This is a genomic window from Rhodococcoides sp. S146-33, assembly GCF_059489205.1.
This window is the reverse complement of the sequence record NZ_JCAJWY010000002.1, coordinates 1,486,988-1,500,765: the sequence shown is the minus strand read 5'-3', so window position 1 is coordinate 1,500,765 and position 13,778 is coordinate 1,486,988. Positions and strand designations below refer to the sequence as shown.

Sequence of the window (13,778 nt, the reverse complement as noted above, 5' to 3'; positions counted from 1 at the left end):
GTGGAGCCTGCGGAACGACCGGGGGCAGGAGTGGAGCCTGCGGAACGACCGGGGGACAGGGTCAGGGTCAGGCGAAATCCTGTCCCGTCGCTACTGACCTCGTTGCTGACCGACCACCTCGATCCGGGATACGCCGCCGCGGCGGCCGAACGCACAGCGCGGCACACCCGAAGGCCGCGAGTGCCTGCGGCCTTGTGGTTGACGACAGGTGCCGTTGTGGTCGGTCTGATATGCGGAGTCGCTCTTTCTCAGTCGGCATCAGGTGCTGCCGCGGTCGAGCGTGCAGGTGCCGATGCGTCCGCAGCCGTCCGAGCCGCTCAGGCTCGAAGCGCCGACCTGGAATCGACGAGAGACGAACTGGCCCAGCAGGTGTCGACCGAGCGTGATCGAGCCCTGCAGTCCGACGCTGCGGGCAGTGCACTGCTGGACCGATTGAGTGCCGTCGAATCCGCGGCGGGTATCGACACGGTCTCGGGTCCGGGACTGTCCATCGTCGTCACGGAGCCGACAGGCGGGAGCGGTCCGGGGGCTCGTACCGGCTCGGGCGCCGCAGTGCTCGATCGAGATATCGCCGCAATCGTCAACTCGCTGTGGGCCAGCGGTGCAGAGGCGGTATCGGTGGACGGCGTTCGAGTCGGTCCGAACGTCACCATCCGGCAGGCCGGCGGGGCCATGTTGCTGGACAACCGCCCGATCGACTCGCCGTACGACATTCAGGCGATCGGCCCCCCGCAACGTATCCAAGTCCAATTCGTCGTCAGCGACGCGTATCTCCGAATGAGCACCGTGGCGCAGCTGTACGGTGTCGGGTTCTCGGTGCGCCCGGCCGACGATCTCGAATTGGGTCCTGCCGCTGTGAGAGAGTCGTTCCAGGCAGAGGAGGTAGCTCCACGATGACCGAGCACGACCCGACGAAGGCCGTACCGGCCGAGGACGACGGCGAGGCAACAGTTGCCGACACAGCCCTGGAATCGCCGATCACCACCGGTCACGGCGCATACGCCCTCGCCGCGCTCGTCGCCCTGATCGTCGGAGTGGTCATCGGCACGGTTGCCGGACCGCAGGTGCCCGCGGTAGTCGCGCCCTATCTACCGATCGCGGTCGTCGCTGCGATCGATGCGGTATTCGGTGGTCTGCGTGCGTTTCTCGACGGAATCTTCGAGGCCAAGGTATTCGTCGTCTCGTTCGTGTTCAACGTCCTGGTTGCGGCCCTGATCGTGTGGCTCGGTGACCAGCTCGGGGTGGGAACGCAGCTGTCCACTGCCATCGTCGTCGTGCTGGGAATTCGCATCTTCGGCAACGCGGCGGCTCTGCGCCGCCGTCTGTTCGGTGCGTAGGAGATGACGGCACGGACCGGGCGGCACGGTTGGCGCGCGCGAGCTCTGGATGCAGATCGACGTAGGCGCGGAAGGGCGTTCGGCATTCTTGCGCTCGCCCTGTTGTGCGTACTGGGAATCGGTATCGCCACCCAGGTGCGGGAGACGAGTACCTCCGACAATGTGGAGAGCTCCCGGCCGGAGGATCTGTTGGTCGTGCTGGACACCCTCACGCGGCGCGAGGCGTCGATTCGCGACGAGATCAGCGCACTGCAAGCCACGTTGGCGACTCTGCGCCAGTCGGGCTCCGGATCGCAGGCAGCAGTGGCAGAAGCACAGGAGCGATTGTCCGCGTTGTCGATTCAAGTCGGTACGGTCGCCGCCCAGGGCCCCGGCGTGACCCTGGTCATCGATGACCCGAGTTCGGGCGTCGGGTCCGAGGTGTTGCTCGACGCGATGCAGGAGTTGCGTGCCGCCGGTGCCGAGGCACTCCAGATCGAAGGCGGCGGTAGTGCCGTCCGGATCGGCGTCGATACGTGGATCGCGGGGCCTGCCGGTCGGGTGGTGGTCGACGGCCGCGAACTGCGAGCCCCGTACACGTTCACCGCAATCGGAGACCCGCCCACGCTGGAGTCGGCGCTGAACATCCCCGGGGGCGTGGTGGACACCGTCACTCGCAACGGGGCGTCCTCGAATATCGCGCAGTCGGACCAGGTCACGGTCTCCGCCTTGCGGGATCCGCGCCCGCGTCAATACGCTCAGCCCGGTAACTGACCGCCCGACCGCCCGGGCCATGATCGAAGGGAATGCCGCGTTGAGCGACATCGACACACCAGCTGATCTGTACTACACGCCCGAGCACGAGTGGGTGCAGCGCACGGGTCCGGCGGCGGTGCGAATCGGTATCACCGATTTCGCGCAGTCCCAGCTGGGGGACGTGGTGTTCGTTCAGCTTCCTGCTGTCGGCGACACCGTCACTGCGGGTGAGTCTCTCGGAGAAGTCGAATCGACCAAGAGTGTGTCCGACGTGTTCAGCCCACTGACTGCGAAAGTGATTGGCGTGAACCAGGATTTGGACGGCGAACCGGAGAAGGTGAACTCGGGACCGTACACCGGGGGCTGGCTGATCGACCTGGAGGTTTCATCGCCCGAGGAGTTGGACGCGGCACTGGCGCAGATGCTCGATGCTGCCGGATATGCTCTCATCACGGTCGAGTGATCGGCCGGCTGTCGACACCTGCCAACCGGCCACGCGGTCCACACTGCGCAGGGTACGGTCGACACCGAGCGAATACCCTGTCGGGGCGGAAGTCCAGCAAGCTGTACAGACGTAAATAGAACCAGGCGCAACGCAATACCAGATGTGAAGACCATGTACTGCGTTACCCGCGGCGTCCATTGCCCGGGTGAACGGACTGAGAAGGAGTAACGGTGAGCCAGAACGACAACGACAGCAACTACGGGGAGTCGCCGGCCGAGACCACCTCGGTCTTCCGCGCAGATTTCCTCCAGGAGCTGGACAACTCCGCGGCCGCCCAGAGCACCGAAGCTCCGGTCTCGGGTGTCGAGGGGTTGCCTGTCGGTGCCGCTCTGCTCGTCGTCAAGCGCGGCCCCAACGCCGGATCGCGCTTTCTGCTCGACCAGCCGACCACCTCGGCCGGACGGCATCCCGACAGCGACATCTTCCTGGACGACGTCACCGTCAGTCGTCGGCACGCCGAGTTCCGGCAGGACGAGGACGACTTCCAGGTCGTCGACGTCGGCAGCCTCAACGGCACCTACGTCAATCGGGAGCCGGTCGACTCCGCAGTTCTGGCCAACGGCGACGAGGTACAGATCGGCAAGTTCCGGTTGGTGTTCCTGACCGGACCGCGAGGCGGCAACGGATCTCAGGTCGGCGACACGTCTGCGGGTGCAGGAAGCCAGTGACCGCCGTCGGGCAGCAGTCCAACGGGGGGATGTCGATTGGCTCCGTCCTCGATCGACTTCGGCCCGACTTTCCGGATGTGACGATCTCGAAGATCAGATTCCTCGAAGCCGAGGGTCTGATCTCTCCGGAACGCACTCCGTCGGGGTACCGACGGTTCTCCATCGCAGACTGCGAACGGCTCCGATTCGTACTGACTGCTCAGCGTGATCAGTACCTGCCGCTGAAGGTGATCAAGGAGCAGCTCGAAGCTATCGATCACGGGGTAGCGACTGTCGAGCGGGCCGACGCGTCGGTCAAGCGACCGCGTTCTCTGACCCTCGCCGCGGGCGAGGTATCGCCCGAGGAGTTCTTGCCGGACCGCGAGGTGCGGATCAGCAAGGCCGATCTTCTGGCGCAGGCCGGTATCGACGATGCGTTCCTGACCGAGTTGTTGCGGAGCGGGTTGATCACACCCGGGCAGGCCGGTTTCTACGACGACGGTGCCGTGACGCTCGCACGCACAGCACACGCGATGTTGCAGTTCGGTCTCGAAGTGCGACACCTGCGTGCCTTCAAACTAGCGGCGGACCGCGAGGCCGGTCTGGTTGCACAGATAGCCGGACCGGTGGCCAAGGGTCGCGACGCCGGTGCGCGTGATCGCGCCGAGGAAATGATTCGAGAGCTCGCGGCGTTGTCGTTGACGCTGCACACCTGTTTGGTCAAAGCGGCCGTGCGCGGTGCACTCGACCGGTGACGCTCGCTCGCGTCCGTTCGACTTCCAATAGACTCGGCTGCGACGAGCTGAACGAACGAAGTGCAGCCCGGATTTTTCGAGGTGAGAGGCAGACACGATGAGTGAGATGCGCGTGGTCGGTATTCGTGTCGAACAGCCGCAGAATCAGCCCGTGCTGCTGCTGCGCGAGGCCGACGGTGACAGGTACCTGCCGATCTGGATCGGTCAAACCGAGGCTGCTGCAATCGCTTTGGAGCAACAAGGCGTCCAGCCCGCCCGGCCGCTCACCCACGATCTCGTCAAGAATTTGATCTCGGCACTCGGCCGGGAGCTCAAGGAAGTGCGCATCGTGGACCTTCAGGAGGGCACCTTCTACGCCGATCTCGTGTTCGACAAAGACGTCCGGGTTTCTGCTCGGCCGTCGGACTCCGTCGCCATCGCACTGCGAGCCGGGGTGCCGATCTTCGCCGAGGAACCGGTGCTGGCCGAGGCCGGCTTGATCATGCCCGACGAGCGTGAGGACGAGGTCGAGAAGTTCAAGGAGTTCCTCGAATCGGTGTCGCCGGACGACTTCAAGGCCACCGACGGGTAACAGAAGAGTCTCAACCTCAACTTTAGGTTCAGGTTTACGGCGCGTTGCGTTGAATCTGCGCGATTGCCCCCATAACGTTCGTGCCAGTGAAGTTCATCGCCGCCGCTGGTCGGATTCGGTGCAGTTTCGCGCCTCTCGCAGGCCTGGTGAGGCGTACTCTGGCCTGGTACACGGTATGACTTCACGCGAGTACACCGAGGCGTTCAGGTGCCCCGGACGGATCGCAGTACTGACTCGATCCGAACGCAGTGAGACATCCGAGAGGGAGCAGTCAGTGGGAGATCAGCCGCAGCAGCATCACGGCAGTCGAGAGTCCGACGCCGCAGGCCGGACCGAGGACGCGTCCGCTTCCGATGCTCGGGTCGACACCCCCGACCAGGCGTCGAACGTCCGGGTCGACACACCTCAGGACATTCAGCCGGGATTGTTTCCCGACGATTCGGTGCCGGACGAACTCGTGGGTTACCGAGTGCCCAGTGCCTGCCAGATTGCCGGCATCACCTACCGTCAGCTCGATTACTGGGCGCGTACCGGACTGGTCGTCCCGTCCATTCGCGGCGCAGCGGGCTCGGGCAGTCAGCGGCTGTACTCCTTCAAGGACATGTTGGTTCTGAAGATCGTCAAGCGCCTGCTCGATACCGGTATCTCGTTGCAGAACATCCGTGTCGCCGTCGATCACCTACGCCAGCGCGGGGTGGGCGATCTCGCCAATATCACCCTGTTCTCGGATGGCACGACCGTGTACGAGTGCACGTCCGCCGAAGAGGTGGTCGACCTGCTGCAGGGCGGTCAGGGCGTGTTCGGTATTGCCGTGAACGGCGCGATGCGTGAGCTCACAGGCACCATCGCGGACTTTCCGGCCGAACGAGCCGATGGTGGTGAAAGCCAGCCGAGTCCCGAAGACGAGCTGGCCTCGCGTCGCAAGAATCGCGCGAGTCGCAAGACCGGCTAGACTGAGTTTCGTCGCGCCCGTGCGGGAGAGTTCCGAGGCATCCAGTCTCGGACGCCGAAGGAGCAATACCTCCCCGTCAATCTCTCAGGCACACGGACCGTGTGGGCTTCGACAACTCTGGAAAGTGGTGGGAGTACCCACCCGCCCAAGGGGAAAGGTGCCGGTGCCGTCGACATGACGCGCCGTGTTCGACCGAATCTCTCAGGCGCACGCGTCAGCGAGCACACGACAGAGGGGGAGGAGCGGCCGGCGCGTATGCCTCGGTCGTCCGACGCCTCGTCTTTCCGGCACCTGGGAGAACATCGTGACCGACCGAACTGTCTCGTCCGCGCATACTTTCGTCGATCGGCACATCGGGCCCGACTCCGCCGAACTGGTTCGTATCCTCCACACCATCGGTGTCGACAACCTCGATGAGCTGGCCCGTAAAGCAGTGCCGTCCTCGATCCTCGACACCGTGGTCGACGGCGTGCCCGACGGATTGGCGACCCTCCCGCCGGCGCTGAGTGAGCACGAGGTGTTGGCTGCGTTGGCGGACCTCGCCGGGCAGAACACCGTCGCGACGTCGATGATCGGTCTCGGCTACTACGACACACTCACTCCGCCGGTGCTGACCCGAGGGATCTTGGAGAACCCGGCCTGGTACACCGCGTACACGCCGTACCAACCCGAAATCAGCCAGGGCCGGCTCGAGGCGTTGCTGAACTTCCAGACCATGGTCTCCGATCTCACGGGCATGGATGTGGCCAATGCGTCGATGCTCGACGAGTCCACTGCGGCAGCCGAATCCATGACACTGATGCGACGCGCGAACAGAGCGTCGAAGTCGCCTCGGCTGCTCGTCGATTCCGACATCTTCCCGCAGACGGCTGCTGTTCTCGCCACTCGCGCCGAGCCGCTGGGCATCGAGCTGGTGTACGCCGATCTCGCCGACGGCCTGCCGGACGGAGAGTTCTTCGGGGTGTTGACGCAGCTGCCCGGTGCGTCCGGCCGACTGGTCGACCACACGGCCACCATCGAGGCGGCGCACGAGCGGGGTGCGTTGGTTGCCGTCGGCGTCGACTTGCTGGCGGCCACCGTGGTGACTCCGCCCGGTGAGATCGGCGCAGACGTCTGCTTCGGCACCACCCAGAGGTTCGGGGTTCCGATGGGATACGGCGGTCCGCACGCCGGGTACCTGGCGGTGCGTTCCGGTCATTCTCGTCAGCTCCCCGGGCGACTCGTCGGTGTGTCGCTCGACGCGGACGGCCACCGGGCCTACCGATTGGCGCTGCAGACCCGTGAGCAACACATCCGCCGCGAGAAGGCGACGTCGAACATCTGTACCGCTCAGGTTTTGCTGGCCATCGTCGCCGCAATGTACGCCAGTTACCACGGCGCAGACGGATTGCGCGCCATAGCAACTCGGGTCAACGGGCACGTTCGAGCCCTGGCTGCCGGCCTGCAGCAGGCCGGCATTCAGGTGGTGCACACCGACTTTTTCGATACCGTCCTCGCGGCGATTCCAGGTCGAGCGCAGGCCGTCACCGACGATGCCAAGCAGCGCGGGATCAATGTGCGACTGGTCGATGCCGATCACGTTGCCGTCGCGTGCGACGAAGCGACATCGCCCGACACGATCGTGGGCGTGCTCGCTGCGTTCGGTGCCGAGCCCGCCGGCACGGCGGCTGAATCGGTGCCGGCGAGCATGGCTCGCACGTCGGACTACCTCACGCATCCCGCCTTCACTCGGTACCGCACCGAGACGGCAATGCTTCGATACCTGCGCGCACTGTCCGACAAGGACATTGCCCTCGACCGAAGCATGATCCCGCTGGGCTCGTGCACGATGAAGCTGAACGCCACCGCGGAGATGGAATCGATCACCTGGCCGCAGTTCGCCCGCCAGCACCCCTTCGCTCCGTCTTCGGACGTGCCCGGACTGTTGCGCGTGATCGACGACCTCGAACGGTGGCTCGTCGACATCACCGGCTACGACGCCGTGAGTCTGCAGCCGAATGCGGGAAGTCAGGGCGAGTACGCGGGGCTGCTCGCCATTCGTCGGTACCACCTCGCCAACGGCGACGCCGAGCGTGTCGTGTGTCTGATCCCGTCGAGCGCCCACGGCACCAACGCGGCGTCGGCCGTGATGGTGGGCATGCGCGTAGTGGTCGTTGCCTGCCGCCCCAACGGCGATGTCGATGTCGACGACCTGCGCGCCAAGATCACCGAGCACGCCGACACGCTCGCCGCAATCATGATCACGTACCCGTCCACGCACGGCGTCTACGAGCACGAGATCTCCGAGATCTGTGCGGCGGTGCACGACGCCGGCGGTCAGGTGTACGTCGACGGTGCCAATCTCAACGCACTTGTCGGACTCGCGCGTCCCGGCCGATTCGGTGGCGACGTCAGCCATCTGAACCTGCACAAGACGTTCTGCATCCCGCACGGTGGCGGCGGTCCGGGAGTCGGACCCATCGGTGTTCGATCGCACCTGCAGCCCCACTTGCCGGGCCACCCGTTGGCCCCGCAGCTCGGTTCGGGACCGACGGTGTCCGGAGCCCCGTACGGCAGCGCGTCGATCCTGACGATCACATGGGCGTACATCGCCATGATGGGCGCGACTGGACTCCGGCAGGCAACGCTGACGGCGATCGCCTCGGCCAACTACATCGCTCGCCGCCTCGACGAGTACTTCCCGGTTCTGTACACCGGTGACAACGGGATGGTTGCCCACGAGTGCATTCTCGATCTTCGAGGTCTGACGAAGGACACAGGCGTCACCGTCGACGATGTTGCGAAGAGACTGGCCGACTACGGATTCCACGCACCGACGATGAGCTTCCCGGTTCCGGGAACCCTGATGGTGGAACCCACCGAGAGCGAAAACCTCCTGGAGATCGACGCGTTCTGCGATGCGATGATCGCGATCCGAGGCGAGATCGATCGCGTCGGATCCGGGGAATGGACCGTGGACGACAACCCGCTTCGAGGAGCGCCCCACACTGCGCAGTGTCTGGTCGCAGACTGGGACCACCCGTATTCACGGGAGTTGGCGGTCTACCCGGCGGGGTACGACCGTCCGAAGGTGTGGCCGGCGGTGCGACGCATCGACGGCGCGCACGGCGACCGCAATCTGGTGTGCTCGTGCCCGCCGATCGAGGCGTTCGCCTGAGCCGAATGCAGAGCCCGCCGCATCGACGTGGCGGGCTCTGTCGTATTCGCGTCGGAGGCCTCAGCCCCGCGTGAGCTCGAGCATCGCGATCTCGGGCGGGGCGGCCACCCGCACCGGTGGACCCCACGCGCCCGCACCGCGGGTGGTGTACAGCGTGGTGTTGCCGATCGTGTCCAGCCCTTCGACACTGGGCTGCTGTAGCGGCACCAGATAGCGGATCGGCCATATCTGGCCACCGTGCGTGTGCCCGGACACCTGCATGTCGACTCCGAAGTCCGATGCCTCCACCGCTTGCTTCGGCTGATGTGCCATCAGTAGAACGAATCGATCGGGATCGATCCCTTCCAATGCCGCGGCGAGGTCGGGTTCGTACGGAGCTGGTGCCGTGGCGTCGTTGATCCCGGCGATATCGAGTGCCGCGTCGCCCCGAGTGATGGTCGTGCGTTCGTTTCGCAGCACGTCGATACCGAGCGTGGACCAGAAGTCGAGCCATTCGCCGCCGTCTCCCGCGTAGAACTCGTGATTGCCACTGACGGCGAACACGCCCAACGGCGCGTCGAGGTCGCGTAGCGGCTCGAGATCCTCTCCTACCAGAGCAACTGTTCCGTCGATGAGATCGCCGTCGAGCAGCACGACATCAGGATTCTGGGCATTGACCGAATCGACGACCTTGCGCACGAAATCCGCGCCGCGGGAGGGACCGGCATGAAGGTCCGACACCAATGCCACGCGGACGCCCTCGAATTCGATCGGAAGCCGGTCGAGTGCGACGTCGGTGTTCGTCACTCGGGGAGTTGCCGCCTCGACGAGTCCGTACCCCACTGTGACCACGCTGACGAGTGCCACCGCCGCCGAGCCGATCCTCGATACACGCAGTCGAGCAGCGGACGAATCACGATGCCTCGCGGCGAACACCACTCTCATGATCGTGCAGACCACGGCCACCAGCACCGTTCCCAGGAACAGGTACAGCACGACGGCGAGCCAACTGAGGCCGACGAACGCGGGGCCCCGTGCCCAGGACGGATCGAATGCGACGCCGCTGCCGAAGCCGACCACCGCACAGAGCCACAAGAGCACCAGCACGGCATCGACAGCCAGTTTGGGGCGTGTCGGCATCCTGGTGACGGAGAGAAATCGCCAGTGCAAAAACAGAGTGACGAGTAGTAAGAAGACGCCGACAAAAATTATGCGAGACATGTTCTAGTACAGCAACTTTCCGAGTCGATCGATAAGGTCTGGTGAATCCGATGTCGGTACCGCTTCCACGGTGCCGCCGGTCCGGGCCGCGATGTCGTCGAACGCGGAGGTATCGGGGTTGTCTCCGATGCGCACGATGTTCACCGCCACCGGACGCGCCGGGTCGGCCGCTGTGGTCAGGTCGGTGAGCAACTCTTCCAGGGACAAGGTCGAGTCGTCTTCACCGTCGGTGATCAGTACGACGGAGTTGACGCGGCCAGGAACGTACCCGGCCACGGCATCGAGATATGCGACCCCTACGGACGCATACGTGAACGACCCGGTAGACGGAGTCAATGCCGTCGCGGCGGCCTCGAGTGCAGCGCGTCTGGGAGTCGTTCCGACCGTAACCGTCATCGGTCCGGTCGGAACATCCACTCGGAAGGGCAGCGAGTTGTTCAAATTCTCGCTGAAGCTCCACAATCCCAGCTCGGTGGAGTCGGGAACGCGCTCGAACTGCTCACCCAGAGCGCGAACGGTGTTCTGCAGTCTCGTCGCCCCGCCTTCGGTGGTGCCCATCGACTCGGACACGTCGAGCAGAACGGTGGCGCGTCGCGGTACGACGGGATTGCGCAGAACAGCGAGCAGTGCATCGGCGACCGGTCCCGATGGTGGGGCGACGACCCCTGCGTTCTCTGCCTCGTCGACGTCGAACCCGGCGTCTCGAAGTGTCTGCGCGCCTTCCGCCTGCCGCATGAACTCGACGAACGTCGCAGCCGCTCGAGTGGACGTCTCGTCACCGGTGAGGACGACGGCCGGATGATCGGCGACGGGCGTCGGACCTTGCGGTCGTACCGCGGTCAGTGTGGACGAATCGGTCGACGCCAGTTGCTGTTCCGTCACCGGAACCGCATGAACAGGGGCCTGAGGGCCTGCTTCGTTCTCAAGGCTCGCCAAGGCGTCGTACGTCGTGGACGTGGACAGCGCGGCGGTGTTCGTATCGGTGAACGCCAGCTCCGACATCGCCGACACCAGCTCTCTCGACGAGACCTGCTCGACGGTCAGCGGCGTGGTCGGGTCGCCCCGGACACCGGCTGCGATCGCAGCTACCGCGAGAGTGGTGGCACCGGTGTCGGAACCCGTCGGGACAGCGAGACGGAGCCCGCCCCATTCACCCAATCCGAGAGCTTGTGGGTCACGTTGCAGCCGGACCAGGTCGGCCCAGCTCGAGCCCGCAGCAGTGACGGCGTCGGCTATGGCGGTCGGGGCCGCGAGTACCACCGGGCTCGACGCCAGCGACCGTGGAGTGCCGTCGATGGATCCGCGCGCGGTCACGGCCTCGACGTCGGCCGTGGACTGAGGTATCCACAGGCCCGGTCGGTCGCCGAGTGCACCGGCATCCCAGGAGTCGATACCGGCATTCAGAGCCGACCGCACCACGTCCGAAGCCGTGGCTCGAACCTGCACTGTCACACAGTGATCCCGTACCACCGGAGCGGTGGCGTCGAACCGCTCGGCCAACTGTTCGACGGGCCCGGATATGTCGGGATCGGCGGCCACAGTGAGCACCGCCGATCCCTCCACACACTGGCTCGCAGCTTCGACACCTTGATCGGAAATCCGATCTCGCAGCTGAAACCATCCGAACACGGCCGCGACGACCACCGCGATCGTGATCACGACGATCACGGGTCCCGCGGCTATGGACCGACCGCGCCCTGCGTTCCGATGTTCACCCACGAGGTCGACAAGTCCGTCAGGCGTTGACGGCCTTGTACTCCCGTCGGCGGCGGTGCAGGATCGGCTCGGTGTAGCCGTTGGGCTGGCTGGTGCCCTGGAAGATCAGGTCACTGGCAGCCTGGAAGGCGATGTTGGTGTCGAAGTCGGGAGCCAACGGCTTGTACGTCGGATCCGATTCGTTCTGACGGTCCACCACCGGGGCCATCCGCTTCAACGACTCGCGCACCTGGTCTTCGGTGACGACGCCGTGGCGCAGCCAGTTCGCGATGAACTGGCTCGAAATACGAAGCGTCGCACGGTCTTCCATGAGTGCGATGTCGTTGATGTCGGGAACCTTGGAGCACCCGACGCCGTGGTCGATCCACCGCACGACGTAGCCCAGAATCGACTGCGAGTTGTTGTCGAGTTCGTTCTGCTTCTCTTCGTCGGTCCAGTCCGTGGACGGAGCCAGAGGAATTTCGAGAATGTCGTCGACCGTGGCGCGCTTGGCCTGAGCGATCTCGTGCTGGCGGGCGAACACATCGACCTTGTGATAGTGCAAGGCGTGCAGCGTCGCGGCCGTGGGTGAGGGAACCCACGCGGTGTTGGCCCCGGCTTTGGGGTGACCGATCTTCTGCTCGAGCATGTCGTGCATCAGATCCGGCATGGCCCACATGCCCTTACCGATCTGCGCCTTGCCTTCGAGGCCCGCGGCCAGCCCGGTGTCGACATTGAAGTCCTCGTACGCGGCGATCCACTTCTCGCCCTTCATCGCACCCTTGCGGACGACAGGCCCTGCCTCCATCGAGGTGTGGATCTCGTCGCCGGTGCGGTCGAGGAATCCGGTGTTGATGAACACGACGCGCTCGGACGCTGCCTGGATGCATGCCTTCAGGTTGACCGTCGTGCGGCGTTCCTCGTCCATGATTCCGACCTTGAGCGTGTTGGTCGGGAGCCCCAGCACCTGCTCGACGCGGCCGAACAGTTCGGCGGTGAAGGCGACCTCGTCCGGTCCGTGCATCTTCGGCTTGACGATATAGAGCGAACCGGTCCGCGAGTTGGACAGGACGTTGTCCGCGGTCAACGAATGCAGACCTGCGAGCGAGGTGAAGAGGGCATCGAGAATGCCCTCGGGGACCTCGTTACCGTCGGCGTCGAGGATCGCGTCGGACGTCATCAGATGACCGACGTTGCGGACGAACAACAGCGAGCGACCGTGCAGCGTCAGTTCGGAACCGTCGACCGAGGTGTAGGTACGGTCCTTGTTCAGCGCGCGAGTGAATGTCTTGCCGCCCTTGGAGACCTCTTCGGTGAGATCGCCCTTCATCAGACCGAGCCAGTTGCGGTAACCGAGAACCTTGTCGTCCGCATCGACTGCCGCGACCGAATCCTCGAAGTCCATGATGGTGGTGACAGCAGACTCGAGCAGGACGTCCTTGACGCCTGCGCCGTCGGTCTTGCCGATCGGGCTCTCGGCATCGATCTGGATCTCGAAATGCAAACCGTTGTGCACGAACAGGATTGCCGTCGGCGCGTCCGGTGCGCCCTGGTACCCCAGCAGCTGTGCCGGCTCCTTCAGGCCCACCGTGCTGCCGTCGGCCAGTGTGACCGTCAACGATGCGGCGTCGACTACATAGCCGGTGGTGCCGACGTGCGAGCCGGAGCTCAAGGGCAGCGCCTCGTCCAGGAAGTCACGAGCAAACGCGATCACCTTGTCGCCGCGGACCTTGTTGTAGCTCGATCCCTTCTCGGCGCCGTCGGCCTCGGGGATGGCATCGGTTCCGTAGAGGGCGTCGTACAGCGAGCCCCACCGTGCGTTGGACGCGTTGATCGCGAACCGGGCATTGAGCACCGGCACCACGAGCTGCGGACCGGCTGTGGTCGTGATCTCGGTGTCCACACCTGCCGTGGTGATCTGGAAGTCGGCCGGCTCGTCCAGCAGGTAGCCGATCTCTTTCAGGAAGGCCTTGTATGCGGCACGGTCGTAGTTCGGACCCGCGTGCTCGCCGTGCCAGGCGTCGACCTTGCCCTGGATCTCGTCGCGGACGGCCAGCAGAGACTTGTTCTTGGGAGCGAGATCGGCGATCAACGACGCGGCACCGGCCCAGAAGGCGTCGGAATCTACATCGGTACCTGGCAGCGCCTCCTTCTCGACGAAATCGAATAGGACCTTGGCGACCTGAAGTCCACCAGCCTGCACACGATCGGTCATGAATTCCTC

At 64.9% G+C, this 13,778-nt stretch carries 12 protein-coding genes and 1 riboswitch; of the genes, 9 read left to right on the top strand and 3 right to left on the bottom strand.

Going from position 1 to position 13,778, the window contains the following annotated elements; all coding sequences use genetic code 11:
• The 9 genes from AC5WEY_RS15390 (at position 1) to gcvP (ending at position 8,659) form a co-directional block, all read left to right on the top strand.
• Complete coding sequence (locus AC5WEY_RS15390) at positions 1-897, top strand: DUF881 domain-containing protein (protein ID WP_495646468.1); 897 nt, start codon at positions 1-3, stop codon at positions 895-897.
• Positions 894-1,337, top strand: a complete 444-nt coding sequence (locus AC5WEY_RS15385; RefSeq protein ID WP_495646467.1) for a small basic family protein — start codon at positions 894-896, stop codon at positions 1,335-1,337. The genes AC5WEY_RS15390 and AC5WEY_RS15385 overlap by 4 nt, the downstream gene beginning before the upstream one ends.
• 3 nt (positions 1,338-1,340) lie before the next feature.
• On the top strand, positions 1,341-2,090 hold the full coding sequence (locus tag AC5WEY_RS15380) for a DUF881 domain-containing protein (RefSeq protein ID WP_495646466.1): 750 nt from the start codon (positions 1,341-1,343) through the stop codon (positions 2,088-2,090).
• Between the two features lie 40 nt (positions 2,091-2,130).
• Positions 2,131-2,535 carry a glycine cleavage system protein GcvH gene (gene gcvH, locus AC5WEY_RS15375; RefSeq protein WP_057479540.1) on the top strand — a complete coding sequence of 135 codons (405 nt, stop codon included), beginning with the start codon at positions 2,131-2,133 and terminating at the stop codon, positions 2,533-2,535.
• A 212-nt stretch (positions 2,536-2,747) separates the two neighbouring features.
• The gene (odhI, locus tag AC5WEY_RS15370; RefSeq protein WP_057479400.1) at positions 2,748-3,245 is read left to right on the top strand and encodes an oxoglutarate dehydrogenase inhibitor Odhl; all 498 of its coding nucleotides are present in this window, start codon (positions 2,748-2,750) and stop codon (positions 3,243-3,245) included.
• Complete coding sequence (gene ftsR / locus AC5WEY_RS15365; protein WP_032377954.1) at positions 3,242-3,979, top strand: transcriptional regulator FtsR; 738 nt, start codon at positions 3,242-3,244, stop codon at positions 3,977-3,979. The genes odhI and ftsR overlap by 4 nt, the downstream gene beginning before the upstream one ends.
• Before the next feature lie 97 nt (positions 3,980-4,076).
• Complete coding sequence (locus tag AC5WEY_RS15360) at positions 4,077-4,550, top strand: bifunctional nuclease family protein (protein WP_032377953.1); 474 nt, start codon at positions 4,077-4,079, stop codon at positions 4,548-4,550.
• Between the two features lie 412 nt (positions 4,551-4,962).
• Entirely contained in the window at positions 4,963-5,502 is a 540-nt protein-coding gene (locus tag AC5WEY_RS15355; protein ID WP_157226114.1) for a MerR family transcriptional regulator, read from the top strand.
• A 12-nt stretch (positions 5,503-5,514) separates the two neighbouring features.
• A riboswitch (glycine riboswitch) is annotated at positions 5,515-5,612 on the top strand.
• Positions 5,613-5,806: 194 nt separating this feature from the next.
• A complete protein-coding gene (gcvP, locus tag AC5WEY_RS15350; RefSeq protein ID WP_495646465.1) occupies positions 5,807-8,659 on the top strand; it encodes an aminomethyl-transferring glycine dehydrogenase in 2,853 nt (950 codons plus the stop codon).
• 60 nt (positions 8,660-8,719) lie between these two features.
• Here gcvP and AC5WEY_RS15345 read toward each other — a convergent pair whose 3' ends face one another.
• From AC5WEY_RS15345 to AC5WEY_RS15335, 3 genes are all read right to left on the bottom strand, one after another.
• Entirely contained in the window at positions 8,720-9,859 is a 1,140-nt protein-coding gene (locus tag AC5WEY_RS15345) for a metallophosphoesterase (RefSeq protein WP_495646464.1), read from the bottom strand.
• A gap of 3 nt (positions 9,860-9,862) precedes the next feature.
• Entirely contained in the window at positions 9,863-11,527 is a 1,665-nt protein-coding gene (locus tag AC5WEY_RS15340) for a substrate-binding domain-containing protein (protein ID WP_495646463.1), read from the bottom strand.
• Positions 11,528-11,594: 67 nt separating this feature from the next.
• Entirely contained in the window at positions 11,595-13,769 is a 2,175-nt protein-coding gene (locus AC5WEY_RS15335) for a malate synthase G (protein WP_495646462.1), read from the bottom strand.
• Between the last annotated feature and the right edge of the window lie 9 nt (positions 13,770-13,778).

Bases quoted from the DNA above. Each gene is read 5' to 3' on its own strand.
- AC5WEY_RS15385 (WP_495646467.1), top strand. From the start codon at position 894: ATGACCGAGCACGACCCGACGAAGGCCGTACCGGCCGAGGACGACGGC.
- AC5WEY_RS15380 (WP_495646466.1), top strand. From the start codon at position 1,341: ATGACGGCACGGACCGGGCGGCACGGTTGGCGCGCGCGAGCTCTGGAT.
- AC5WEY_RS15360 (WP_032377953.1), top strand. From the start codon at position 4,077: ATGAGTGAGATGCGCGTGGTCGGTATTCGTGTCGAACAGCCGCAGAAT.
- AC5WEY_RS15345 (WP_495646464.1), bottom strand. From the start codon at position 9,859: ATGTCTCGCATAATTTTTGTCGGCGTCTTCTTACTACTCGTCACTCTG.
- AC5WEY_RS15335 (WP_495646462.1), bottom strand. From the start codon at position 13,769: ATGACCGATCGTGTGCAGGCTGGTGGACTTCAGGTCGCCAAGGTCCTA.